This window comes from Pseudomonas salmasensis (assembly GCF_014268375.2).
Lineage (GTDB): Bacteria > Pseudomonadota > Gammaproteobacteria > Pseudomonadales > Pseudomonadaceae > Aquipseudomonas > Aquipseudomonas salmasensis.
Genome location: NZ_CP077083.1, coordinates 3,934,062 through 3,956,817 on the forward strand (window position 1 = coordinate 3,934,062; position 22,756 = coordinate 3,956,817).

Sequence of the window (22,756 nt, forward strand, 5' to 3'; positions counted from 1 at the left end):
TAGCGGTTAAACCTTGGAGGATTCATGAAAGCCCTGACCAGAAGTTTCAATATTGCCCTGCCCGCCACTCTACTGCCTTTGCTCTTCATCGTCATGTGGAGTTCCGGTTATGTCGTTGGCAAAGTGGCACTCCCCTTTGTGGGGCCCTACACCCTGATCTTCATTCGCTTTGCCAGTGCTGCGCTGATCCTGCTGGGCGTGGCGCTTGCGACTAAAGCACCGTGGCCGAAAACCCGCGCTCAGTTCGGCCATCTGGTGGTGGTGGGCATCTTGATCCAGGCGCTTCAGTTTGCTGGCCTGTACATGGGGCTGGATCTGGGCGTGTCGGCTGCTGTGGCCGCGCTGATTGTCGGCACGATGCCGGTGTTTACCGCGTTGGGCGCCACCCGGTTTCTTAACGAAAAAGTCAGTCGTGTCGAGTGGCTCGGCTTGGTGGGCGGATTGTTCGGTGTCGCCCTGGTGGTCTATGAACAGCTGGGTGTAAGTGCAACGGCGAGCCTGACAGGTTACTTGTGCGTAGTACTGGCACTGGTTGGCATCACGGCCGGCAGCCTGTATCAGAAGAAATACTGCACCGGCATGGACTTGCGCACGGGCGGTTTTATTCAGTTGGCCACGGCCTCTTTCGTGATGTTCTTTCTCGCCGACCACTTTGAAAACCTCGCGGTTCAGTGGACCCCAACGATGATCTTCGCGTCCGGCTGGTTGTCACTGGTCAACTCCATTGGCGCTATCAGCATCCTCTACATTCTCATGCGCAAAGGCGAGGCGAGCAAAGTAGCAGGGCTGTTCCATCTTATTCCCGCAGTCACAGCCTTAATGGGCTTTGTATTTCTTGGTGAATCGTTCAGTGCAATTAACGCAGTGGGTTTTGCGATTACCGCACTGGCTGTTTATGCGTGCACCCATGTCAAGAAATGAACTCAGCGTTCAACCACCCCTATCTAACGCCTCTTTATCCAGCGAACAAGGAAGTATCATGCATACCGGACAAATCCTTAAAGATGTACTCAACGCAGTACGCAGCAAAGAAGCCTTGCCGTGGGTGCCTTATACCGCCAATGGCCGAACCAAGACCGACATCGTGCATTTGTACCAAGGCCCGGAAGTGGATGGCCCATCAGCGGCCCTGGTACGTTATCAGCCGGGTGCCCGTACCCAGCGCCACCTTCATCCTGGCTACGAACTGATTTTCGTGCTCGATGGCGTGCTGCATAACGATGCCGGTGCACACCCGGCAGGCACGCTTGAAGTCTGCCCGCCTGACAGTGAGCATGCGCTGTGGAGCGATGAAGGCTGCACCTTCCTGGTGGTGTGGGAAAAGCCCGTGCAGACCGTTTCCCTGGCGCAGGCGCAGGCATGATGGGCGCCCTCAATAGCGGCTTCAACGTCCAGGCGGCCCCGGGAGCGGCGCTCGCAGCGGCCTCGTTCGGCAGTGATTACGTAAGGGAGCCAAAGCGCGTCATCACCGCCAGCCAGGCGGCCGCCCTGGTACCCGATAATTGCACGATTACCACTGGGGGGTTTGGCAGTTGCGGGCACCCAGACTTGCTCACCGAAGCGCTGGCGGCGCGCTTTGCCGCTACCGCACAGCCATCAGACCTGACCCTGGTTTTTGCGGCCGGCCAGGGTGACAAGGCCAGCCGTGGGCTTAATCAACTGGCTGTCAAAGGCCTGCTGAAAAAGGTGATCGGAGGCTACTGGGCGCTTGCACCGTCGATAGGCCAGATGGCACTGCGTGGTGAAATCCAAGCGCACAACTGGCCTCAGGGCGTAATAAGCCACCTGTTTCGCTCAATCGCCGGGGGCAAAAGTGGGGTGCTCTCAGGGATCGGTTTGCACACCTTCATCGACCCCAGGCAGGAGGGGGGCAAAGTCGGCCCGGCTACGACTGAAGAGCTGATCTCAGTGGTAAATATCGGGGGCCGTGAAGAGCTTTTCTACCCGGCAATGCCCATCAATGTCGCCTTTCTGCGCGGAAGCCGAGCAGATGTCGACGGCAATATCAGCATGGAGGACGAAGCCACCTTCCAGGACAGCCTCGCCCAGGCGCAGGCCGTTCACAATTGCGGCGGTATCGTCATCGTGCAAGTGATGGAATTGGTCGACCGCAACTCGCTTGATCCTCAGACCATCCGTATTCCGGGGATCTTTGTGGATTATCTGGTTTTATCCACACCAGAAACGCATTGGCAAACCTACGGTGAGGTCAGAAACAACACCTATACCGGGCGTTCACGCTCTGATACCGCCGTCACGCCGTTACCGCTGTGCGCCAAAAAAATCGTCGCGCGCCGAGCCCTGTATGAAATAGCCCGGTACAACGCGCCGATCGTTAACCTGGGTATTGGCACCCCAGAGTTCATTGCAAGGGTGGCGAGCGAGGAGCGCTGCTCCGCCCATGTGCTTACTGTCGAGTCAGGGGTTATCGGCGGGACGCCTGCGCGCGGGTTGTCATTCGGCGCTTCGAGCAACCCTCAAGCGATTCTCGATCAAGCCAGCCAGTTCGACTTCTATGACGGTGGCGGAATCGATCTGGCCTTCCTCGGGTTTGGGCAGGCCGACAGCCGTGGCAACGTCAACATCAGTCGATTCGGCGGGCGGCTCAACGGCGTCGGTGGTTTTATCAACATTTCGCAAAGCGCCAAGCGCGTGGTGTTTTGCGGAACTTTCACGGCCGGTAGTTTGGAACTGGGGTTTGAAGCCGGACAATTAATCATTGAGCGTGAAGGGGATATCACCAAGTTTATTCAAGCCGTTGAGCACATGAGCTTCAATGCCGCCCATGCGCAATCACGCAACTGCCCGATTCTGTTCATCACCGAACGGGCTGTGCTGGTATTGAAAGACGGCCGCTTGATACTCAAGGAAGTTGCGCCGGGTATCGACATCGAGCGCGATATTCTGGCTCGCAGTACGGCCGATATCATTGTGGCTGACCACGTGGAGTTGATGCCCGCGTCGATTTTTCTCCATCAGCCGCTCTCTGTCACGGACAAGTACTGGCGTTCGCGTGACTAACTCATCATTTCATTGATGGCTCTTCATTCTTCGCACTACGCGTTTTGGAAAACACCATGAAAAAAATAACAATTGCCATAGTGGGCGGTGGTTCTGTCGGCGTCGCGTATTTTACGCAACTCATTAATGAAGCTGTTCGTCAGGGACTTAGCCGTCATTTGGATGTGCTGATCTTTGAGTCACAGAAAACGTCTGGGCCCGGTTATGCGTATCAAGCCGACTTCGAGTGCAACTTGCTCAATACGCGAGCCGACGCCATGTCTGCGGTGGCAGGCGACAAGCGGCATTTTATTCGCTGGCTGGAAGAGCATGGCGCAGATCAGGCGGTCGATTTTCCGCAAACCGTCATCGACGATCACGCCTTCCTGCCGCGCAGCCTGTTCGGCAGATACCTGGCGCATCAGTATGAGCAGACGATGGCCTTGGCCCGCGCCCATGGCATTAAAGTCACGGCAGTGACTTCAACGGTCACAGACCTGATATCGCTGTCTGACCAGCGCCCTTGCATTGATACCGAGAGCGGCGTGGCCTACGTGGCGGATCGGGTTGTCCTCAGCATGGGAAACCTGCCATCCACGCGGTTTACTCAGCTCAATGACGTGGCTGGCTTCGTGCGCACCCCATACCCAACCCGGGACATGGTGCGCAACATACCGGCCAACGCGTCGGTGTGTGTGCTAGGCACCGGCCTGTCGGCCATTGACACTGTGCTCTCACTGACGGAAGCCGGGCACCAGGGAAAAATTGTCATGGCATCGCGCACCGGCCGCCTGCCCAGTGTGCGCGGCACCTTTAATCGGCCTCATACACTGACTCATCTGACCCGGGCCCACATCGATAACTTCTGTGATGCAAATGGTGGTCAGCTCAAGCTGCATGACGTCTTTACGATGTTACTGCGTGAGATCGAGGAGGTTACCGGTGACGCCGTGGATTTAAAGCGCATCATGAATTCAGGCGCCGGTGTGTTGGACTACATAACGTCCGAGATCATGCAGGCAGACAATGCCGAGCGCCTGTGGCAGTCGGTCATTTACTCGACCAACTCCATTATCGACTACGTCTGGCACCGTCTGTCCCGCGACGACAAGCAGGTATTCCAGACGACATTCGGCAGTCTCTGGTCGTCTTACCGCGTCTCGGTGCCGGTCAAAAATGCCCATAAGTTGCAGGCGTTGCTCAAGGCTGACCGCATACTGGTGCTCGGCGGCGTCAGGCAAGTCACTTACAACGAGGCTTCAAAGGTCTTTGAGACGCGCATTGACGACCGTCGCAGTGCATTTCGTACCGTCATCGAGAGTGAGTATGTCATCAACGCCACCGGTTACTCCGTTCAGGTGGAACAGTCTGACGTGCCGCTCGTGGTGAATCTGCTCCGTCGCAAGTTGGCCAGGCCCAATGAGTTCGGCGGCTTTGAGTTGGACTTCGAGACCGGAAGGTTGGTGGGTGCAGCCGGTGAGGCCTGGCCGCATGTCTCGGTACTGGGCAGCCTGGCCGCTGGCACGTATTTCTGGACGAATGCGATGGACGTCAACGTCAGGTTGGCGCGGCGTCAGGTTGAAGATGCGCTCAGCGTATTGTCAGGCAGCATCTCTCACGCGGCGTTGCCTTCGGCGCGAGCGCCTCGTCGTCGCTCTGTCACTCGAAGAGGTCGTACGGCTTCTGCTTCGGCGAGCACCCGGCAGAATAGACGCTACGGCCTGAAGGCTGCTCAGGGGAACGCAAGCGTGCTTGGGGTACCCGTGCGAGGGGAACTGGCGTCGCCGACGACTCAGCTGGTCTGAGGGCGCTTTGAGCCTGGCCATTTAAATCAGGCCCGCGCAGATCGTTTCGGCTCCGGGACCTGAAGCCGGTTAAATCGCAGGCAATAAAAAACCCCAAGGAACATTGTTCCTTGGGGTTTTTCGGTATTTTGGTGCCCAGAGACGGAATCGAACCGCCGACACGGGGATTTTCAATCCCCTGCTCTACCGACTGAGCTATCTGGGCAACGGGGCGCATTAAACGGGTTTTTCAGGGGGTCGTCAAGCAAGTTTTCAAAAAATATTTAATTATTACCGTCGCTTACGTGCAGACCCCGGTTTTTGATCAATTATTGAGCAGGTGGGACGTAGCCTTCGGCCTGGGCGTATTCCTCGCCGGAAAAGAACTTGTCCATTTCGCCGGCCAGGTATTTACGGTCTTCGGCATTCATCATGTTCAGGCGCTTTTCGTTGATCAGCAGGGTCTGGTGTTTCAACCAGTCGCCCCAGGCTTTGGCGGAGACGTGGTCGTAGATGTCCTGGCCCTTGGCACCTGGGTACGGAGGGCGTTCCAGGGCTGGCAGTTCTTCTTTGTACTTGCGGCACATAACGGTGCGGGTCATGACGAAACTCCTGCGTTCAATACGTCGGCCGCGCGCTTCAGCAGTTTTTTCACCGGGGCGGCAAGGCCCAGGCGCGGCGGGGTGGCGAGGTTATACCAGAGCCAGTCGGCCTCGGCCACGTGGTGGGCGGTTTCCTCGACCTGGACCAGCCAGGGTTCGATGGCCAGCTGGAAGTGGCTGAAGGTGTGGACCAGCCCTGGCAGTTCCTGATGCTTGCCCAGCGAGAGTGCGTGCTGGTTGGCGAGGTGATCCAGGTCTTGCAGGTCGTCCAGCTCCGGCAAGCTCCACAAGCCGCCCCACAAGCCCGTAGAAGGGCGACGGTAAAGCAGGATCGCGCCTTCGGCGTTCGCCAGCATGGGCATCAGCGTGCGCTTTTGCGGAATGGTCTTGCGCGGCTTGGGGATCGGGTAGCGGGTTTCCAGGCCCAGCATGTGCGCTTCGCAGCCTTTTTCCAGCGGGCACAACAGGCAGCTGGGTTTGCTGCGGGTGCACAGGGTGGCGCCCATGTCCATCATGGCCTGGGTGTAGGCGTTGACGCGATCAAAGGGCGTGAAGCGCTCTGCGGTGGCCCACAGCTGCTTGGCCACCTTGGGCTCGCCCGGGTAGCCCTCTTGGGCGGTAAAGCGCGCCAGCACGCGTTTGACGTTGCCGTCGAGGATCGGTGCGCGCAGGCCCATGCTCAGGCTGGCAATCGCGCCAGCGGTGGACAGGCCGATGCCAGGCAACTCGGTGAGCTTTTCCACGTCGCGGGGGAATTCGCCGCCGTATTCGGCCACCACGATCTTCGCGGTCTTCTGCAGGTTGCGCGCCCGGGTGTAGTAGCCCAGGCCCGTCCACAGGTGCAGCACTTCATCTTCCGGCGCGGCGGCCAGGGCTTCGACCGTCGGCAGGGAGGCCATGAAGCGGTCGAAGTAGTTGAGCACGGTGCTGACCTGGGTCTGTTGCAACATGATCTCCGACACCCACACCCGGTAAGGGGTGATGCCCTGTTGCCAGGGCAGGTCGTGGCGGCCATGGCGGTCGTACCAGTCCAGCACCGCTTGTGAAAACTGCTCGTTTCTCATCGGTTGAACAGGCCTTTCAATGCGTCTTTGAGCTTGGGGTTAACCTTGTCGAGCTTCTCTTCCAGCTTCTCGTTAAGGCGATTGCCGGCCGCCTTGAGGGCGACCTGGCCCAGGCCGTCCTTGTCCAGGCGGCAGGCCTTGGCGCCCAGCTCAAGCGGGCCACGGCAGCGCAGCGGCACCTCAATGCCCTGGAAGTTGGCGCCGACCTGGCAGGCCGGGTCCGGCACGTCGCGCTTGTCGCCTTCGACGATGATGCCCACGCGGTAGTCCATGCCCAGTACGCGCAAATCCACATCACCGTTGCCGTTGAGCGTCAGGCCGGGGATGCGCACTTTCAGGTCGGGGTTGCTGGCCACGCCGTTACGGAACGTGAGGTTGCCGCGCAGTTCCTGGAAGGGCGTGTCCTTGCCGCCTGGGGTGGTGCTCAGGGTCTTGCGGTTGAGCAGGGCGATGCCGGTACACAGTTGCTGCTCGATGTTGGCATTGAGCAACACGCCGTTGTTGATCACGAGGCTGGCGGTACCGTTGAGGCTGTCGATCAGGGCTTTCTGGCTGTTGCCGCGGCCGCTGAGGTTGCTGTCGAGGGTGAGCTGGCCTTTGACCGGCGGGGTTTTCCCTTGGGCCTGCAGGATGCGTTCAACAGGCACCTGCTTGATGTGGCTTTGCAGGGCCAGCACGGGCGTGTCCTGGCGTACGTCGAGTGTGCCGTTGGCCTGGAACGTGCCGTTGTAGAGACCACCGCTGAGAGTGTCGAGCTTGAGTTGCCCGTCGATGCCGGAAGCTTTGAGCACCGCGTTCTGAATGGGCAGTTGGCTCAGGGTCAGCTCGCCAAAGGCCAGGTCTGCATTTACGTCCAGGCTGCGCAGGCGCGTTACCGGCAGCAGTTTATCGTTGCTCCAGGCACCTTTGGTCGGCGCCTCCGGCAATGGCGTGTTGCCGCCTGCCGCCATGGCGCCAGCTTCGCTGCTCTGTACTTCGGCTTGGCGTGCGGCGGTTGCGCCTTTGGCCGCTTCGGATTTGGCCGGCAAGTAGTTGTCGGCATTGAAGGTATCGGCCTTGAGCTGTACCCGCAGTGACTGCTTGGCGAAGTCCTCGACAGCGACACGGCCGCTGAAGGTGCTTGCATCGAGTTTGAGGTTCAGGTTTTCCAGGGCCACACTGGTGGGCGTGCCCTTGAGGCGGCTCACCAGCTCGACCTTGCTCAGGCTGCCCGGGGCCATCGCAGGCAATGGGTGGCCGACGCTCTCCAGAAACTTGGCCAGGTCAAACTGGGCGACCGACAGCGCGCCGCTGATCTGCGGGGTCTTGTCCAGGTCATTGGCCTTCAGTTCGCCCAAGGCGCGCAACTGGTTGGCCGCCAGTTTCAGGTTGGTCCATTCGGCGACGTTGGCCGCCAGGTCCACCAGCAATTGGCCCTGGGTGGAGAAGCTCACCGTCTTGCCTTGCAACGGCTCGCCGGTGGCCTCGCCACTCAAACGCATGTCTTCGAACTGGTAACGCTTGAGCGCGCGCTGGATGCGCAAGTTGCCGTTCAGCTCGGTCTTGACCCGCATCAGCGGCTGGTTGCTGCCCAGGAAGGCCGTGAGTTTCAGCGGGATGCTGGCGCCTTCGTGGATGGCACCGGCACTCAGCTGGATGCTTTCGGCACTCAATTGCTTGCCGGTCTGTTCATCGGTGTATTCGACGCGCGCGTTGTTGATGGTCAGGCTGTCGATGTCCAGGCGGATCGGCTGCGGCGGTTTTTCCGGCTTGGTTTCAGCCACAGGTTCGACAGGGGTGGGGGCGGGGGCACCGGCGGTTTCGTCGGGCAGGTTCTTGCCGATGTCTTCCCAGTTGCCATGGCCCTGCTTGTCGCGGTGCAGGCGCAGGTTCAGGCCCTCGACCCGCACATCGCTCATCTGCACTTCGCGGCGCAGCAGCGGCAGTACGCGTACCGACAGGCCGAGCATCTGCAAGTCGGCAAAGGGTTGAGTCGGTGCGGTCAGGGTCGCGACGCTGGCTTCGTGAAGCTCCAGGCCCAGCCAGGGGAACAGGCTCCAGCCGATATCGCCATTGAGCGTCAGCTCGATGTGGGCCTTGTCGCGGGCTATCTGGCGAATTTCTTCTTTGTAGTCGTTGGGATCGAAAAGGTGGGTCAGGGCAAAGCCGAGCGCCACAATGATCAGCAACAGCCCGAGAAGTACCAGACCCAGGATTTTGCCGAACGCTTTCATGGGCGAGTCCTTGTATGTCGATTTCAAAATTTAGCCGCAGAGTATAACGCCCGACGGCCCGCGTCAGTTCACGGATCGTTACATTGTATCCATGGGCGCTGAAATAGGATTTTGACGTCAAGAAAATACAGATAATCCAAAAAGGTAGTGGCAATCTGATTTTTCTCACATCCACTGGTGCTAATCTCTGCACGTTCGTCCGCCTTCTGCGACTTAAGGTCGCGCCTAAAAGGAAGTTTCACTCAACAAAACGGCCACGCTTTGTGCAAGGCCGAGGGAGAGAGCGCCTGACGGACGCATACCAATAACTGGGGGAAACACCAATGAGCACTAGCACTGTGGCCGGCACTGACGCCGCACAGCCTGCGTTCCTGTCCAAGGAGCGCATCATCGCCAAGCCGGGCTTCAACCGCTGGCTGGTTCCACCGGCCGCCCTGGCCATCCACTTGTGCATCGGCATGGCCTACGGCTTCTCGGTGTTCTGGCTGCCGTTGTCCAAGGCGCTGGGGATCACCGCGCCAGTGGCTTGCGCACCGGACATGGGCTTTATCGCTCAAGTCTTCTCGTCCCAATGCGACTGGCCCATCTCCATGCTGGGCTGGATCTACACCCTGTTCTTCATCTTCCTTGGCTGCTCCGCAGCGATCTGGGGTGGCTGGCTGGAACACGCCGGGCCGCGTAAGGCCGGGGTTGTCTCGGCGCTGTGCTGGTGTGGTGGCCTGCTGATCTCGGCCCTGGGTATCTATACCCACCAGATCTGGCTGATGTGGATCGGCTCCGGGGTCATTGGCGGTATTGGCCTGGGCCTGGGCTATATCTCGCCCGTTTCGACCTTGATCAAGTGGTTCCCGGACAAGCGTGGCATGGCCACCGGCATGGCGATCATGGGCTTTGGCGGCGGCGCGATGGTGGGTGCACCTTTGGCCGCAGCACTCATGGGCCATTTCTCTTCGCCGACCAGCGTCGGTGTATGGCAGAGCTTTGTGGTGATGGCGGCGATTTACTTCGTGTTCATGATCGGTGGCGCACTGCTGTACCGCGTTCCGCCGACCGGCTGGAAGCCTGAGGGCTGGACCGCGCCAGCGAAGAAAGCCAGCAATGCGATGATCACTCACCGCCATGTGCATGTGAATGTTGCGTGGAAAACCCCACAGTTCCGCCTGGTCTGGCTGGTGCTGTGCCTGAACGTGTCGGCCGGTATCGGCATCCTCGGCATGGCTTCGCCACTGCTGCAGGAAGTGTTCGGCGGCAAGTTGCTGGGTGTCGATGTGCCATTTGGTCAATTGGATGCGGGCCAGTTGGCGTCCATTGCGGCCATCGCCGCTGGCTTTACCGGTCTGTTGAGCTTGTTCAACATCGGTGGCCGGTTCTTCTGGGCGTCGTTCTCTGACTACCTGGGGCGTAAAAATACCTACTTCGTGTTCTTCGCCCTGGGCTTTGCCCTGTATGCGCTGATCCCGAACCTGGGGCACCTGGGTAACGTGGCGCTGTTCGTGGCGGCCTTCTGCATCATCCTGTCGATGTACGGCGGTGGTTTTGCCACGGTTCCGGCCTACCTGGCCGACCTGTTCGGTACTCAGATGGTTGGCGCGATCCACGGTCGCCTGTTGACCGCCTGGGCTGCTGCGGGCGTGTTGGGCCCGGTGCTGGTGAACTACCTGCGTGAATACCAGTTGAGCATCGGCGTTGAACGCGCCGCGGCCTACGACATCACCTTGTACATCCTCGCCGGCCTGCTGGTGCTGGGCTTTATCTGCAACCTGCTGGTGCGCCCGGTGGCCGACAAGTACTTCATGACCGATGCCGAACTTGCCGCCGAACAGGCGCTGGGCCATGACAAAGGTGCCGATGCCACCACCGTGCTGGAGTGGAAAGCCTCCGCCGCCAGCAAGCCGCTGGCGATTGCCGCGTGGCTGGTAGTAGGTATTCCGTTGGCGTGGGGTGTGTGGGTGACCCTGCAGAAGACAGCAGTACTGTTCCACTAACACTGCAAACCCTTGTGGGAAGGGGCTTGCCCCAATGCATTACCCTCTGTAGGAGCGAGCTTGCTCGCGAAAAACGTCAACGATAAAGCGCGGTTTCTGAATGAACGCGGCGCCTGTGAGTTTTTCGCGAGCAAGCTCGCTCCTACAGAGTCTTAGCTGACAGGCATTGGGGCAAGCCCCCTCCCATATTGGTTTCCCAGTGTTTTCAGGGGCTGTGCTTCACATGTATGCACATGTCTATCCCCGACGCTCCATCAGTCTTATCCCCTTCGTTGTTTCTGTTTAGCGCCCGCGCCCCTATAATGGCTGCCTTTTTCGCCCAATGATTTTGCGGAGCTGGTGATGGCCGAACGTAAGGCATCTGTCGAGCGCGACACTCTGGAAACCCAGATCAAAGCCTCGATCAACCTGGATGGCACCGGAAAGGCCCGATTCGATATCGGTGTACCTTTTCTTGAGCACATGCTGGACCAGATCGCCCGTCACGGGCTGATCGACCTGGATATCGTCGGCAAGGGCGACCTGCACATCGACGACCACCACATGGTGGAAGACGTGGGCATCACCCTCGGCCAGGCGTTTGCCAAGGCCATCGGCGACAAAAAAGGCATCCGTCGCTACGGCCATGCCTATGTCCCGTTGGATGAAGCGCTGTCCCGTGTGGTTATCGACTTCTCCGGTCGCCCGGGCTTGCAGATGCACGTGCCTTACACCCGCGCGAACGTGGGCCGTGGCTTTGACGTCGACCTGTTCCAGGAATTCTTCCAGGGTTTCGTCAACCACGCACTGGTCAGCCTGCACATCGACAACCTGCGCGGCACCAACACTCACCACCAGATCGAAACCGTGTTCAAGGCTTTTGGCCGCGCACTGCGCATGGCCGTCGAAGTCGATGAGCGCATGGGCGGGCAAATGCCGTCGACCAAGGGCGTCCTGTAATGCAGACGGTCGCGGTTATCGATTACGGCATGGGTAACCTGCACTCGGTGGCCAAGGCCCTTGAGCATGTAGGTGCCGGCAAGGTGCTGATCACCAGCGATGCCAACGTGATTCGCGAAGCCGACCGCGTGGTGTTCCCCGGCGTTGGCGCGATTCGCGATTGCATGGCCGAGATCCGCCGTCTGGGCTTTGACAGCCTGGTGCGCGAAGTCAGCCAGGACCGCCCGTTCCTCGGCATCTGCGTGGGCATGCAAGCCTTGCTCGACAGCAGTGAAGAGAACGGCGGTGTCGACTGCATCGGCCTGTTTCCGGGCCAGGTGAAGTTCTTCGGCAAAGACCTGCATGAGGACGGCGAGCACCTCAAAGTCCCGCACATGGGCTGGAACGAAGTGCGCCGCACCGTCGACCACCCGCTGTGGCATGACATCCCGGACATGGCGCGTTTCTACTTCGTGCACAGCTACTACATCGCCGCCGGTAACCCGCGCCAAGTGGTGGGTGGCGGGCATTACGGCGTCGATTTTGCCGCCGCGCTGGCCGATGGTTCGCGCTTTGCCGTGCAGTTTCACCCGGAGAAGAGCCATACCCATGGCCTGCAGTTGCTGCAGAACTTCGCCGCGTGGGATGGTCGCTGGTAAATGGCCAGGAAACCGAAGCCGCCGATCTTGAACCTCGCGCCCGAGCAGGAGCGTGAGGCTACCGACAAGATCAAGCGTTTCATGGAGGACCGCTTCGAACTCAAGCTGGGCTCGTTCGAGGTCGCCGAAATTCTTGAGCTGTTCACCACCGAAGTGGCGCCGCATTATTACAACAGGGCGATTTTCGACACGCAGACGCTCCTTAAAGAAAGGTTCGAAAGCATCGAAAGCGACTTGTGGTCGCTTGAGAAACCCTGATTTCCCAAGCATTGCTGAATATCGAATAAGGTTTGCCAGATGCTGATTATCCCCGCTATCGATCTCAAGGACGGCGCTTGTGTCCGCCTGCGCCAAGGCCGCATGGAAGACTCCACCGTGTTCTCCGATGACCCGGTGAGCATGGCTGCCAAATGGGTAGAAGGGGGCTGCCGTCGTCTGCATCTGGTGGACTTGAACGGCGCCTTCGAAGGCCAGCCGGTCAATGGCGAGGTGGTCACCGCCATCGCCAAGCGCTACCCGAACCTGCCGATCCAGATCGGCGGCGGTATCCGTTCTCTGGAAACCATCGAGCACTACGTCAAAGCGGGCGTGAGCTACGTGATCATCGGCACCAAGGCCGTGAAAGACCCAGCCTTCGTCGCCGAAGCCTGCCGCGCTTTCCCGGGCAAAGTGATCGTAGGCCTGGATGCCAAAGATGGTTTCGTCGCTACCGACGGCTGGGCTGAAATCAGCACCGTGCAGGTGATCGACCTGGCCAAGCAGTTCGAAGCCGACGGTGTATCCGCCATCGTTTATACCGACATCGCCAAAGACGGCATGATGCAGGGCTGCAACGTACCCTTCACCGCAGCCCTGGCAGCGGCCACGAAGATTCCGGTGATCGCTTCCGGCGGCATTCACAACCTGGGTGACATCAAGTCGCTGCTGGACGCCAAGGCCCCCGGCATCATCGGCGCCATTACCGGCCGCGCGATCTACGAGGGTACTCTGGACGTCGCCGAGGCCCAGGCTTACTGCGATGCCTACAACGGCTGAGGACTGACCATGGCGCTGGCCAAACGCATCATCCCTTGCCTGGACGTCGACAACGGTCGCGTGGTCAAGGGCGTAAAGTTCGAGAACATCCGTGACGCCGGTGACCCGGTGGAAATCGCCCGTCGCTACGATGAGCAAGGTGCCGACGAGATTACCTTTCTCGACATCACCGCCAGCGTCGATGGCCGCGACACCACGCTGCATACCGTCGAGCGCATGGCCAGCCAGGTGTTTATTCCGCTGACCGTGGGCGGTGGCGTGCGCACCGTGCAAGACATCCGCAACCTGCTCAATGCCGGTGCAGACAAGGTCTCGATCAACACCGCCGCCGTGTTCAATCCCGAGTTTGTCGGCGAAGCCGCGCAGCACTTCGGCTCGCAATGCATCGTGGTGGCCATCGACGCCAAGAAGGTGTCTGGCCCGGGCGAAACCCCGCGCTGGGAGATCTTCACCCATGGCGGGCGCAAGCCTACCGGGCTGGACGCGGTGGAGTGGGCGATGAAGATGGAAGGCCTGGGCGCCGGTGAAATCCTGCTGACCAGCATGGACCAGGATGGCATGAAAAACGGCTTCGACCTGGGCGTCACCCGCGCCATCAGCGATGCCCTGGGCATTCCGGTGATCGCATCGGGTGGGGTGGGCAACCTGCAACACTTGGCCGATGGAGTACTGGAAGGCCACGCCAGCGCGGTGCTGGCGGCGAGTATTTTCCACTTTGGCGAATACACCGTGCCCGAGGCCAAGGCCTACATGGCGGCGCGCGGTATCGTCGTGCGCTAAACGCTGCTGGACACCATGGCAGGCTCGCGGCACTCTCTGCGCTTGCCATGGATTCCGGTAGCCTTCATGTTCAAACACCTGCTGCTCGCCCTCGCCAGTTCCTCCATGCTCATGGTGGCTACGGCACACGCCGAACAACCGTCTGACGCCTCTCTGGTGCTGCTGACGGAAAATTTCCCGCCCTACAACATGGCGAAAAACGGCAAGAACTTCGCCAAGGACGAGAACATCGAAGGCATCGCCGTAGACATCATGCGCGAAACCTTCAAGCGCGCCGGCATTTCCTACAACCTGACCCTGCGTTTCCCTTGGGAACGAATCTACAAGCTCGCCCTGGAAAAACCCGGTTACGGCGTGTTTGTGATGGCGCGGTTGCCAAACCGTGAAGCCTTGTTCAAATGGGTCGGCCCCATCGGCCCGGACGATTGGGTGCTATTGGCCAAGGCCGACAGCAAAATCCAGCTGGAAAACCTTGAGCAGGCGGGCCGCTACAAGATCGGCGCCTACAAAGGCGACGCCATTGCCGAAAGCCTGGACAAGCAGGGGCTCAAGCCGATTGTCGCCCTGCGTGACCAGGACAATGCGCAAAAACTCATGGAGGGCCAGATCGACCTGTGGGCCACTGGCGATCCTGCTGGGCGCTACCTGGCGCGGCAGGTGGGGGTGAACGGGCTCAAGACGGTATTGCGCTTCAACAGTGCGCAGCTTTACCTGGCGTTGAACAAGGACGTGCCGGATGAGCTGGTGGCTAAGCTTCAGGCCGCGCTGGACCAGTTGCGTGAAGAAGGCCGTATCGACCAGATCATGGCCAACTACCTGTAGGAGCGAGCTTGCTCGCGAAGGACGTCAACGAGGACGCGGGTATCCAGGGTGCGCGCGGGGGGCTCAAGTTTTTCGCGAGCGAGCTCGCTCCTACAGGGGGGGGCGTCAGCGATAGATGCCGTTCTTGCCATGCCCGGCCATCGCCCGGTTACTGCGCACGCTGATCATCAACTTGATATCGATCCACTCCACGCCCTGTGCCTTGAGCTTGGGCAACTCGCGCTCCAGCACCGCCAGTGTCTGCGGGTAAGGATGCCCGATCACAACTGCCGAACCCTGCTTGTGCGCCAGTTTGATCGCGGTCTGCAATTGCGTGGTAATCGCCGCTTCGGTGCGTTCGTCATCGAGAAATACATCCCGCGACACATGGGCCAAATCGATCTTCTGCGCCTCGGCGGCGGCGACGGTTTGCGCGCTGGTGCGGCTGTCGACGAAGAACTTGTGGCGCCGTTGCAACTCACCCATCAGCCAGGCCATCGCCGCCGGTTGCGCGGTCATGCGGCTGCCCATGTGGTTGTTGATACCTGCTGTGTAGGGCACGGCATCGAACGCGGCGTCCAGGCGCTTGCCCAGTTCTTCGATGGACAGCTCAGGGTGCCAGGCGAAGGGGCCGGTGGCCGGGTCCATGGGCATGTGCAGGATCACGATCTTGCCGGCCTTGTGGGCCTCACGGGCGAATTCGGCGGCGTGGGGCGTGTCCGGCATGATGGCGGCGGTCACCGGGCCGGGTAGCGCGAGCACGCGGCGATCCCGAGGCAGGTTTTGCCCCAGGTCGTCGATGATCAGTGTCAGGTAGGCTTTATGCGGTTCGCTGGCAGGGGCCGCTTGAGCGGCCCCTGCCAGGCTGCACAGTACAGCGATGATCAGGGCAAGGCGCATGATCAACGGCTGCGGGTGATGCTCAAGCCCTTGAGCAGGCTGAGTGCCTGGGCCAGTTGGTAGTCATCGTCCTGCGGCATCGGCTTGGCCTTGGCGCGGCTGCCAGTTGGCTGGTCGGCGCCGCCGTTGCCATTGCCCAGGTGACCTTGCAGGTCGGCTTCTTTGTAGTATTCGCCATCGATTTCGTTGGTGATCTTGGCGCGGCGTACTTCGATGTCCGGCACGATGCCCTGGGCCTGGATCGAGCGGCCGTTGGGCGTGTAATACAGCGCGGTGGTGATCTTCAGCGCACGCTCGTTGTTCAGCGGCAATACGGTCTGCACCGAGCCTTTGCCGAAGCTGGTGGTGCCCATCAGCACGCCGCGCTTGAGGTCTTGCAGGGCGCCGGCGACGATTTCCGAAGCCGAGGCGCTGCCGCCGTTGATCAATACCGCCAGTGGCACGTTCTCGCTGAGGTCGTTGCCGGTGGCCGAGAAGCGCAGCTCGGAGTTGGCGATACGGCCCTTGGTGTAGACGATCAAGCCCTTGGTGACGAAGTGGTCGACCACCTCGACCGCCGACTGCAACACGCCGCCTGGGTTGTTGCGCAGGTCAAGCACGATGCCGTTGAGCTTCTTGCCGTTGTCTTTGCGCAGTTTGGCCAGGGCCTTGGCCACTTCGTCGCCGGTCTTGACCTGGAACTGGGTGATACGGATATAGCCGTAGCCCGACTCCAGTAATTGGCTTTTCACGCTCTTGACCGTGATGGTCGCGCGCGCCAGGGTCACGTCAAACGGGTTACCGCCGTCACGTACCAGGGTCAGGGTGATCTTCTGGCCGAGCTTGCCGCGCATCTTGTCGACGGCTTCGGTCATGGTCTGGCCGCGGGTCGGCTGGCCGTTGATCTTCACGATCAGGTCGCCGGCCTGGATACCGGCCTTGGACGCCGGGGTGTCGTCGATAGGCGAGACCACTTTGATCTGGCCGTCTTCGGAGCCCACTTCGATGCCCAGGCCACCGAACTCACCGCTGGTGCTTTCCTGCAGCTCGGCGAAATCTTCCGGGCCCAGGTAGGCGGAGTGCGGGTCGAGGTTGCTGAGCATGCCCTTGATGGCATTTTCCAGCAGGGCCTTGTCGTCTACGGGTTCGACATACGCTGCCTTGATCCGGTCCATGACCTCGGCGAAGGTGCGCAGCTCGTCCAGCGGCAACGGCGCCTTGGTCGTCGCAGCCGTGGCGGGTGCAGCCGGTGCGGCCTGGTCGGCAAAAGCCAGAGGCGCGCCGATCACCAGGGCGATCGTCAGGGCCAGCGAAGTGAGGCGGGACAAATGCAGCATGTCGAACGAACTCCTAATGTAGATGCGACCCTATCCTTGGGACCGGCACCATTGTGCAGGGTCGCTCGGGCGGCCCTGCTGACGAATAGCGAAGTACAGCGCCGGGGTGTCCTGGCCACCACTGTTACCGACAGTGGAGATGGACTCACCGGCTTTTACAACATCACCTGCCGACTTGAGTAATGTCTGATTGTGGCCGTAAAGGCTCAAATAGCCATTACCGTGGTCAAGAATCACCAGCAAGCCGGCGCCCCGCAACCAATCGGCAAACACTACGCGCCCACCATGCACGGCGTGGACCTGGCTGCCGGCAGAGGCGCTGATCATCACGCCATCCCACTTGGCACGGGTGTCATCGCCACGGGTTTCCCCAAAGCGTGCCAGTAATCGACCATCAACCGGCCATGGAAGTTTGCCGCGCGCTGAAGCAAAAGGGCCGCCGAACGACTCGCCGCTGCTGGAAACCAGCGGGCCAGGGGCTGCACGCGCCGGTTTGCGCGGGGCTGGAGCGTCGGTGGTGGCAGCCAGTTCGGCCTCACGCTGACGCTTTTTTTCGGCTTCCTGCTGGGCGATCAGCGCTTTTTGCCGCGCTTCTTCGGCCTCGCGTGCCTGGCGGGCCAGGGTTTCTTCGATGGTCTTGAGCACTTTGGCCAGGTCGGCCTGGTCTTGCTCGCGGGCCTGCAACTTGGCGTCGCGGGCTTTGACGTCGCTGTTGAGCTTGGCCAGGGCCTGCTGGCGCTCCTTGCGTACTTTATCGAGCTGGTCGCGCTGGGTGTCGAGGGCGGTTTTCTGGTCGAGCAGCTGGGATTGCTGGTCGGCGATTTCCTGTTCGACATTGGCCAATTGGCGCAGGGTTTCGTTAAACCCCTTCAATTGCGCCAGGCGGGCCTGGCTCAGGTAGTCGTAATAGGTGAGGGTACGGGCGAATTTTTCCGGGTTCTGCTGGTTGAGCAGCAGCTTGAGGTACTCCTGGCGGCCGCTCTGGTACGCGGCACGGGCCTGGATCGCGATCAGGCGTTGCTGTTCAACGCGTGCGCTCTGGAGTTTTTTTTTCTCAGCGTCGAGTCGCTCCAGTTCCGACTCGCTCTTCTTTAGTTCTTTTTGCAGCTCCTGGACCTGCTTCTCCAGCTTGCCCATCTCGGTTTCCGTGCCGCGCAGGTCTTTCTGCACCCCGGATTTTTCTTCCTGGAGCTTGCCGAGCAGCTTTTTCAGCTCGGTAATGTCCTGACGCGTAGCGTCCAACTGTTGTTGGGTTTGTGCGCGCTCATCGGCAAACGCCGGTTGGAGCAGGCAGACAAGAGCAAGGGTTATCAAGGCGCGAAGCATAGAGGCGGGCGACACCAGGGGAAAAGGACGGCCTAGTATGCCCGCCAAGCGCTGCAAAAAAAACGCCCAATTGGGGCTGGTGGGCAAGATAGGTGCCGAGTGGCAGGGGTATGTCAAAAAGACATCCCCCAAAACGCCACGAACCCATGTAGGAGCGAGCTTGCTCGCGAAAAACGTCAACGATAACGCGTGTGTCCTGATTAAACGCGGCGCCTGTGGGTTTTTCGCGAGCAAGCTCGCTCCTACGGATCAGACCAGGATCGAGGTCCCGGTCATCTCTTCAGGCTTTTCCAGCCCCATCAGCATCAACATGGTCGGCGCCACATCCGCCAGTACGCCGCCATTACGCACTTTGAAGTCGCGCTTGCCAACGTAGATGAACGGCACCGGCTCGGTGGTGTGGGCGGTGTGCGCCTGGCCGGTGGATTCGTCGGACATCTGCTCGCAGTTGCCGTGGTCGGCGGTGATCAGCGCTTCGCCGCCGACTTTATCCAGCGCGTCGACGATGCTGCCAACGCACAGGTCCAGGCATTCAACCGCCTTGACCGCCGCTTCCAGGTTGCCGCTGTGGCCAACCATGTCGCCGTTGGCGTAGTTGACCACGATTACGTCATAACGCTGGTTTTCAATGGCATCGACGATCTTGTCGGTGACTTCCGGAGCGCTCATTTCCGGCTGCAGGTCGTAGGTCGCGACTTTTGGCGACGGGATCAGAATGCGCTCTTCGCCAGGGAACGGCTCTTCGCGGCCACCGGAGAAGAAGAACGTCACGTGGGCGTATTTCTCGGTCTCGGCGATGCGCAGTTGGGTCTTGCCGTTCTTGGCCAGGTAGTCGCCCAGCACGTTCTCCAGGCTGCCCGGCGCGAACGCCGACGGTGCCGGGATGTTGGCGGCGTATTGGGTGAGCATGACGAACTCGACCTTTGGCTGGCGCGCGCGTTCGAAGTCCTTGAAGCTTTCATCGACAAACACATGGCTCAGTTCACGGGCGCGGTCGGCGCGGAAGTTCATGAACACCACGGCGTCGCCGTCTTCGACCTTCACCGGCTCGCCGATGGTGGTGGCCTTGACGAATTCATCGCTTTCGCCCCGGGCGTAGGCCGCTTCCAGGCCTTCCTGGGCGGTGGCTGCGTTGAATTCGGCCTGGCCGTCTACGATCAGGTTATAGGCCTGGGAGACGCGGTCCCAACGGTTGTCGCGGTCCATGGCGAAGTAACGGCCCACCAGGCTGGCGATGCGGCCCTTGCCGAGAGCGGCGAAGGTGGCGTCCAGCAGTTCGATGGAGGATTGCGCGCTTTTGGGCGGCGTGTCGCGGCCGTCGAGGAAGGCGTGCAGGTAAATTTTGTCAGCGCCGCGCTTGAACGCCAGTTCGGCCATAGCGACCAGGTGATCCTGGTGGCTGTGTACGCCGCCGTCCGACAACAGGCCCATGAAGTGCACGGCCTTGCCGGCGGCAACGGCTTTATCGACCGCCGCGCAGATGGTCGGGTTCTCGAAGAACTCGCCATCGCGGATCGCTTTGGTGACACGGGTGAAGTCCTGGTACACCACTCGTCCGGCGCCGAGGTTCATGTGGCCGACTTCCGAGTTGCCCATCTGGCCGTCCGGCAAGCCCACGTCCATGCCGGAACCTGAGATCAGGCCGTTGGGCACGGTGGCGGTCAGACGGTCCAGTACTGGCTTGTTGGCCGAGTAAACCGCGTTGTCGTGGTGGCTTTCACTGTGTCCGAAGCCATCGAGAATTATCAGGACCAAAGGTTTAGGCGTGGTAGTCATAGATCCTCTCGCGGCGCTAATAAAGGAAGACAATTGAAAAGGGAGTGGCAGTTTAAAGCGAAGTTCCAACCACGTCACCGCTTTACGGGGGTTGGCCCCCCCTGGCGGCTGTGTATACTTACCGCCATTTTAACGCCCTGGAACCTCCTTGATGGTTGATCACCTGATTGCATTTGCCACTGCCCACTACCTGCTTGTGGGCGCCTTCGTCATCCTGCTGGCGCTGCTGATCGCTCATGAACTGAGCCGCGGTGGTCGCAGCCTGAGCACGTCGGAGCTGACCGCGCTGGTCAACAAGGATGAGGCCGTCGTCGTTGATATTCGCCCGGCCAAGGATTATGCCGCTGGCCATATCGTTGGTGCCCTGAACATTCCCCAGGACAAGCTGATGGCGCGCCTGGGCGAACTGGAGAAGCACAAGGCCAAGACCATCATCCTGGTCGATGCCCAGGGCCAGCACTCCGGCACCCACGCCCGTGAGATGCTCAAGTCTGGCTTCACCGCCGCCAAGCTGTCGGGTGGTATCAGCAGCTGGCGTGGCGACAACCTGCCGTTGGTGAAGTGATATGAGCCAGGTTGTCGTCTATTCCAGCGATTGGTGCCCTTACTGCATGCGGGCCAAGGCCTTGCTTGAGAAAAAGGGCGTTGCCTTCGAAGAGATCAAGGTTGATGGCAAGCCCCAGGTGCGCGCCGAAATGGCCCAGAAGGCTGGCCGCACGTCGGTCCCGCAGATCTGGATCGGCACCCGGCACATCGGTGGTTGCGACGACCTGTTTGCCCTGGAGCGCGCCGGTAAACTTGATGCGCTGCTGTCCGTCTGACTCCTAAACCCTTAAGAACCCAAGATAAAGAAGGATCTGCGATGACTGATCAACAGAACACCGAAGCAGCAGAAGCTCAAGGCCCACAGTTCTCGCTGCAGCGGATCTATGTGCGTGACCTGTCGTTCGAAGCGCCAAAAAGCCCGGCCATCTTCCGTCAGGAGTGGACCCCAAGCGTTGCGCTGGACCTGAACACTCGTCAGAAATCCCTGGAAGGTGACTTCCACGAAGTGGTGCTGACCCTGTCGGTCACCGTCAAGAATGGTGAAGAAGTTGCTTTCATCGCTGAAGTGCAACAGGCCGGTATCTTCCTGATCCAGGGCCTGGACGAAGCGTCCATGAGCCACACCCTGGGCGCGTTCTGCCCGAACATCCTGTTCCCGTATGCCCGTGAGACCCTGGACAGCCTGGTCACCCGTGGCTCGTTCCCGGCACTGATGCTGGCGCCGGTGAACTTCGATGCCCTGTACGCCCAAGAGCTGCAGCGCATGCAACAGGAAGGCGCGCCAACCGTTCAGTAAGCCTTCGATGTATAAAAAAGCGCCATCACAGGCGCTTTTTTTATGTACTGCTAACGCCTGTAGGAGCGAGCTTGCTCGCGAAGAACGTCAACGATGACGCAGCGCTATCAGGTAGCCCACATTGCTTGTTGGTTTTTCGCGAGCAAGCTCGCTCCTACAGGGAGAATGGGGGTTACTTGAAGCCCAGTTGGCGCCAGCCTTCATAGACGGCGACGGCCACGGTGTTGGACAGGTTCAGGCTGCGGCAGCCTTCACGCATCGGCAAGCGCAGGCGATGGCCATCGGGCAATGCGTCAAGCACCTCGGCCGGCAGGCCTCGGCTCTCGGGGCCGAACAGGAACGCGTCGCCCTCGGCAAAGCTGGCATCATGAAACGGCCGCGAGCCCTTGGTGGTGAACGCGAACAGCCGTGGGTGGCCCAGGCTCTCCAGGCAACTGGCGAGGTCGGCATGGCGCTTGAGGGTGGCGTACTCGTGGTAGTCCAGCCCGGCCCGGCGCAGGCGCTTGTCGTCCATGTCAAAGCCTAACGGCTCGATCAAATGCAGGTGGCAGCCACTGTTGGCGCACAGCCTGATAACGTTGCCGGTATTCGGCGGAATTTCTGGTTGAAAAAGGATGACGTGAAACATGCACGGCTCCGAAGGCAAAGATGCGCTGCATTCTACCCCCGAAGACGACCCGAGACCGAAGCTATTGCCGAGGGTGTTGGGCTCATTGGCGATTGTCGGCTTGATGGTTGGCTTGATGATCGGCCGCTTGACCACCCCCGAGCCGCTTGAGCTGCAACAGGTAGAGCCTGCGGTAGATGGTTTGGTGGTGTGGTTCAACACCGAACCCAAGCTGCACGGCGAGCATATCGACGGCACCGTGGCGCTGCTGTTTGACGCCCAGGGCAAGGCTGCCAGCGGGCAGCTCAAGGTCAACGGTAAGGACGTGAATTGGCGTATACGCAAGACCGATGCTGGCCTGCTGCTGAACCTGGTAGCGGCTCGGCCGTTGCGTGGGGAGTGGAACGGTGCAGAGGTCGATGGCCGCTGGCGGCTGGAGATCCATCTCCAAGAGCAATAAAAGAGGGAGTTCCCGGCCTGCCTGTACCAGGGCTCCCAAAACGGGGTGAAGCCAAGGGCTTCGGTGTTAAAGAGGGGATTCTCGGCCTGCCTGTACCAAGGTCCCCGAAACTGGGTAGTACTGGGGTTATTGCAGGGGGCGTGCCAAAACTTGCATTCGCCGCTGGAAAAAAATGCCAAAAAGCGCAA

At 60.3% G+C, this 22,756-nt stretch carries 23 protein-coding genes and 1 tRNA gene; 15 read left to right on the forward strand and 9 right to left on the reverse strand.

The features are described 5' to 3' along the window. The first annotated feature begins 24 nt into the window (after nucleotides 1-24). From HU731_RS17660 to HU731_RS17675, 4 genes are read left to right on the forward strand one after another with little or no spacing between them, the layout of a single operon-like run. Nucleotides 25-921, forward strand: a complete 897-nt coding sequence (locus HU731_RS17660; protein ID WP_044270608.1) for a DMT family transporter — start codon at nucleotides 25-27, stop codon at nucleotides 919-921. Nucleotides 922-979: 58 nt separating this feature from the next. Continuing rightward, on the forward strand, nucleotides 980-1,363 hold the full coding sequence (locus tag HU731_RS17665) for a cupin domain-containing protein (protein WP_032894038.1): 384 nt from the start codon (nucleotides 980-982) through the stop codon (nucleotides 1,361-1,363). Continuing rightward, nucleotides 1,360-3,021, forward strand: coding sequence for an acyl CoA:acetate/3-ketoacid CoA transferase (locus tag HU731_RS17670; RefSeq protein ID WP_186606424.1), 1,662 nt, complete (start codon nucleotides 1,360-1,362; stop codon nucleotides 3,019-3,021). The genes HU731_RS17665 and HU731_RS17670 overlap by 4 nt, the downstream gene beginning before the upstream one ends. Before the next feature lie 56 nt (nucleotides 3,022-3,077). After that, a complete protein-coding gene (locus HU731_RS17675) occupies nucleotides 3,078-4,805 on the forward strand; it encodes an FAD/NAD(P)-binding protein (protein WP_186606425.1) in 1,728 nt (575 codons plus the stop codon). A 129-nt stretch (nucleotides 4,806-4,934) separates the two neighbouring features. Here HU731_RS17675 and HU731_RS17680 read toward each other — a convergent pair. From HU731_RS17680 to HU731_RS17695, 4 genes are all read right to left on the reverse strand, one after another. After that, nucleotides 4,935-5,010 (reverse strand) — tRNA-Phe (locus tag HU731_RS17680). Between the two features lie 103 nt (nucleotides 5,011-5,113). After that, nucleotides 5,114-5,386 (reverse strand): oxidative damage protection protein, encoded by a 273-nt coding sequence (locus HU731_RS17685; RefSeq protein WP_017529562.1) that lies wholly within the window; start codon nucleotides 5,384-5,386, stop codon nucleotides 5,114-5,116. After that, nucleotides 5,383-6,450 carry an A/G-specific adenine glycosylase gene (mutY, locus tag HU731_RS17690; protein WP_186606426.1) on the reverse strand — a complete coding sequence of 356 codons (1,068 nt, stop codon included), beginning with the start codon at nucleotides 6,448-6,450 and terminating at the stop codon, nucleotides 5,383-5,385. Before mutY ends, HU731_RS17685 begins: the two co-directional genes overlap by 4 nt. Continuing rightward, a complete protein-coding gene (locus tag HU731_RS17695) occupies nucleotides 6,447-8,663 on the reverse strand; it encodes an AsmA family protein (protein ID WP_186606427.1) in 2,217 nt (738 codons plus the stop codon). Before HU731_RS17695 ends, mutY begins: the two co-directional genes overlap by 4 nt. A gap of 323 nt (nucleotides 8,664-8,986) precedes the next feature. Between HU731_RS17695 and HU731_RS17700 the strand changes: the two genes are divergently transcribed. From HU731_RS17700 to HU731_RS17730, 7 genes are all read left to right on the forward strand, one after another. After that, complete coding sequence (locus HU731_RS17700) at nucleotides 8,987-10,648, forward strand: OFA family MFS transporter (RefSeq protein ID WP_032894033.1); 1,662 nt, start codon at nucleotides 8,987-8,989, stop codon at nucleotides 10,646-10,648. A gap of 342 nt (nucleotides 10,649-10,990) precedes the next feature. Further along, a complete protein-coding gene (gene hisB / locus HU731_RS17705; protein ID WP_003187781.1) occupies nucleotides 10,991-11,587 on the forward strand; it encodes an imidazoleglycerol-phosphate dehydratase HisB in 597 nt (198 codons plus the stop codon). Further along, complete coding sequence (hisH, locus tag HU731_RS17710; protein ID WP_054897551.1) at nucleotides 11,587-12,225, forward strand: imidazole glycerol phosphate synthase subunit HisH; 639 nt, start codon at nucleotides 11,587-11,589, stop codon at nucleotides 12,223-12,225. Before hisB ends, hisH begins: the two co-directional genes overlap by 1 nt. After that, the gene (locus tag HU731_RS17715; RefSeq protein WP_032894032.1) at nucleotides 12,226-12,483 is read left to right on the forward strand and encodes a DUF2164 domain-containing protein; all 258 of its coding nucleotides are present in this window, start codon (nucleotides 12,226-12,228) and stop codon (nucleotides 12,481-12,483) included. Nucleotides 12,484-12,522: 39 nt separating this feature from the next. After that, nucleotides 12,523-13,260 carry a 1-(5-phosphoribosyl)-5-[(5-phosphoribosylamino)methylideneamino]imidazole-4-carboxamide isomerase gene (gene hisA / locus HU731_RS17720; RefSeq protein ID WP_003187784.1) on the forward strand — a complete coding sequence of 246 codons (738 nt, stop codon included), beginning with the start codon at nucleotides 12,523-12,525 and terminating at the stop codon, nucleotides 13,258-13,260. Nucleotides 13,261-13,269: 9 nt separating this feature from the next. Further along, complete coding sequence (hisF, locus tag HU731_RS17725; protein ID WP_003187786.1) at nucleotides 13,270-14,040, forward strand: imidazole glycerol phosphate synthase subunit HisF; 771 nt, start codon at nucleotides 13,270-13,272, stop codon at nucleotides 14,038-14,040. Between the two features lie 66 nt (nucleotides 14,041-14,106). After that, complete coding sequence (locus tag HU731_RS17730; RefSeq protein WP_186606428.1) at nucleotides 14,107-14,862, forward strand: substrate-binding periplasmic protein; 756 nt, start codon at nucleotides 14,107-14,109, stop codon at nucleotides 14,860-14,862. 105 nt (nucleotides 14,863-14,967) lie between these two features. Here HU731_RS17730 and HU731_RS17735 read toward each other — a convergent pair whose 3' ends face one another. From HU731_RS17735 to gpmI, 4 genes are all read right to left on the reverse strand, one after another. After that, nucleotides 14,968-15,741, reverse strand: a complete 774-nt coding sequence (locus tag HU731_RS17735; protein ID WP_186606429.1) for a divergent polysaccharide deacetylase family protein — start codon at nucleotides 15,739-15,741, stop codon at nucleotides 14,968-14,970. A 2-nt stretch (nucleotides 15,742-15,743) separates the two neighbouring features. Continuing rightward, nucleotides 15,744-17,057 carry a S41 family peptidase gene (locus HU731_RS17740; protein WP_003187790.1) on the reverse strand — a complete coding sequence of 438 codons (1,314 nt, stop codon included), beginning with the start codon at nucleotides 17,055-17,057 and terminating at the stop codon, nucleotides 15,744-15,746. A 30-nt stretch (nucleotides 17,058-17,087) separates the two neighbouring features. Then, nucleotides 17,088-18,383, reverse strand: coding sequence for a murein hydrolase activator EnvC family protein (locus HU731_RS17745; protein WP_003187792.1), 1,296 nt, complete (start codon nucleotides 18,381-18,383; stop codon nucleotides 17,088-17,090). Between the two features lie 249 nt (nucleotides 18,384-18,632). Next, on the reverse strand, nucleotides 18,633-20,159 hold the full coding sequence (gene gpmI, locus HU731_RS17750) for a 2,3-bisphosphoglycerate-independent phosphoglycerate mutase (protein WP_186606430.1): 1,527 nt from the start codon (nucleotides 20,157-20,159) through the stop codon (nucleotides 18,633-18,635). A gap of 151 nt (nucleotides 20,160-20,310) precedes the next feature. On the opposite strand from gpmI, the gene HU731_RS17755 reads away from it, so the two are divergent. The 3 genes from HU731_RS17755 to secB are packed head-to-tail and all read left to right on the forward strand — an operon-like array spanning nucleotide 20,311 to nucleotide 21,501. Continuing rightward, nucleotides 20,311-20,724 carry a rhodanese-like domain-containing protein gene (locus tag HU731_RS17755; RefSeq protein ID WP_034134692.1) on the forward strand — a complete coding sequence of 138 codons (414 nt, stop codon included), beginning with the start codon at nucleotides 20,311-20,313 and terminating at the stop codon, nucleotides 20,722-20,724. Nucleotide 20,725: 1 nt separating this feature from the next. Further along, on the forward strand, nucleotides 20,726-20,980 hold the full coding sequence (gene grxC, locus HU731_RS17760) for a glutaredoxin 3 (protein ID WP_003187797.1): 255 nt from the start codon (nucleotides 20,726-20,728) through the stop codon (nucleotides 20,978-20,980). A 41-nt stretch (nucleotides 20,981-21,021) separates the two neighbouring features. After that, on the forward strand, nucleotides 21,022-21,501 hold the full coding sequence (secB, locus tag HU731_RS17765; protein ID WP_032894017.1) for a protein-export chaperone SecB: 480 nt from the start codon (nucleotides 21,022-21,024) through the stop codon (nucleotides 21,499-21,501). Between the two features lie 172 nt (nucleotides 21,502-21,673). Here secB and HU731_RS17770 read toward each other — a convergent pair whose 3' ends face one another. Then, nucleotides 21,674-22,129 carry a tRNA (cytidine(34)-2'-O)-methyltransferase gene (locus HU731_RS17770; RefSeq protein ID WP_003171120.1) on the reverse strand — a complete coding sequence of 152 codons (456 nt, stop codon included), beginning with the start codon at nucleotides 22,127-22,129 and terminating at the stop codon, nucleotides 21,674-21,676. Here HU731_RS17770 and HU731_RS17775 point away from each other — a divergent pair. Beyond that, entirely contained in the window at nucleotides 22,128-22,568 is a 441-nt protein-coding gene (locus tag HU731_RS17775; RefSeq protein ID WP_186606431.1) for a hypothetical protein, read from the forward strand. The two genes, HU731_RS17770 and HU731_RS17775, sit on opposite strands and share 2 nt — an antisense overlap. The last annotated feature ends 188 nt before the right edge of the window (nucleotides 22,569-22,756 follow it).

What these genes read in the sequence shown, in the direction of transcription:
- HU731_RS17660 (WP_044270608.1), top strand. Translation starts at nt 25, where the DNA reads ATGAAAGCCCTGACCAGAAGTTTCAATATTGCCCTGCCCGCCACTCTA.
- HU731_RS17665 (WP_032894038.1), top strand. Translation starts at nt 980, where the DNA reads ATGCATACCGGACAAATCCTTAAAGATGTACTCAACGCAGTACGCAGC.
- HU731_RS17670 (WP_186606424.1), top strand. Translation starts at nt 1,360, where the DNA reads ATGATGGGCGCCCTCAATAGCGGCTTCAACGTCCAGGCGGCCCCGGGA.
- HU731_RS17675 (WP_186606425.1), top strand. Translation starts at nt 3,078, where the DNA reads ATGAAAAAAATAACAATTGCCATAGTGGGCGGTGGTTCTGTCGGCGTC.
- HU731_RS17685 (WP_017529562.1), bottom strand. Translation starts at nt 5,386, where the DNA reads ATGACCCGCACCGTTATGTGCCGCAAGTACAAAGAAGAACTGCCAGCC.
- mutY (WP_186606426.1), bottom strand. Translation starts at nt 6,450, where the DNA reads ATGAGAAACGAGCAGTTTTCACAAGCGGTGCTGGACTGGTACGACCGC.
- HU731_RS17695 (WP_186606427.1), bottom strand. Translation starts at nt 8,663, where the DNA reads ATGAAAGCGTTCGGCAAAATCCTGGGTCTGGTACTTCTCGGGCTGTTG.
- HU731_RS17700 (WP_032894033.1), top strand. Translation starts at nt 8,987, where the DNA reads ATGAGCACTAGCACTGTGGCCGGCACTGACGCCGCACAGCCTGCGTTC.
- hisB (WP_003187781.1), top strand. Translation starts at nt 10,991, where the DNA reads ATGGCCGAACGTAAGGCATCTGTCGAGCGCGACACTCTGGAAACCCAG.
- hisH (WP_054897551.1), top strand. Translation starts at nt 11,587, where the DNA reads ATGCAGACGGTCGCGGTTATCGATTACGGCATGGGTAACCTGCACTCG.
- HU731_RS17715 (WP_032894032.1), top strand. Translation starts at nt 12,226, where the DNA reads ATGGCCAGGAAACCGAAGCCGCCGATCTTGAACCTCGCGCCCGAGCAG.
- hisA (WP_003187784.1), top strand. Translation starts at nt 12,523, where the DNA reads ATGCTGATTATCCCCGCTATCGATCTCAAGGACGGCGCTTGTGTCCGC.
- hisF (WP_003187786.1), top strand. Translation starts at nt 13,270, where the DNA reads ATGGCGCTGGCCAAACGCATCATCCCTTGCCTGGACGTCGACAACGGT.
- HU731_RS17730 (WP_186606428.1), top strand. Translation starts at nt 14,107, where the DNA reads ATGTTCAAACACCTGCTGCTCGCCCTCGCCAGTTCCTCCATGCTCATG.
- HU731_RS17735 (WP_186606429.1), bottom strand. Translation starts at nt 15,741, where the DNA reads ATGCGCCTTGCCCTGATCATCGCTGTACTGTGCAGCCTGGCAGGGGCC.
- HU731_RS17740 (WP_003187790.1), bottom strand. Translation starts at nt 17,057, where the DNA reads ATGCTGCATTTGTCCCGCCTCACTTCGCTGGCCCTGACGATCGCCCTG.
- HU731_RS17745 (WP_003187792.1), bottom strand. Translation starts at nt 18,383, where the DNA reads ATGCTTCGCGCCTTGATAACCCTTGCTCTTGTCTGCCTGCTCCAACCG.
- gpmI (WP_186606430.1), bottom strand. Translation starts at nt 20,159, where the DNA reads ATGACTACCACGCCTAAACCTTTGGTCCTGATAATTCTCGATGGCTTC.
- HU731_RS17755 (WP_034134692.1), top strand. Translation starts at nt 20,311, where the DNA reads ATGGTTGATCACCTGATTGCATTTGCCACTGCCCACTACCTGCTTGTG.
- grxC (WP_003187797.1), top strand. Translation starts at nt 20,726, where the DNA reads ATGAGCCAGGTTGTCGTCTATTCCAGCGATTGGTGCCCTTACTGCATG.
- secB (WP_032894017.1), top strand. Translation starts at nt 21,022, where the DNA reads ATGACTGATCAACAGAACACCGAAGCAGCAGAAGCTCAAGGCCCACAG.
- HU731_RS17775 (WP_186606431.1), top strand. Translation starts at nt 22,128, where the DNA reads ATGCACGGCTCCGAAGGCAAAGATGCGCTGCATTCTACCCCCGAAGAC.
- HU731_RS17770 (WP_003171120.1), bottom strand. Translation starts at nt 22,129, where the DNA reads ATGTTTCACGTCATCCTTTTTCAACCAGAAATTCCGCCGAATACCGGC.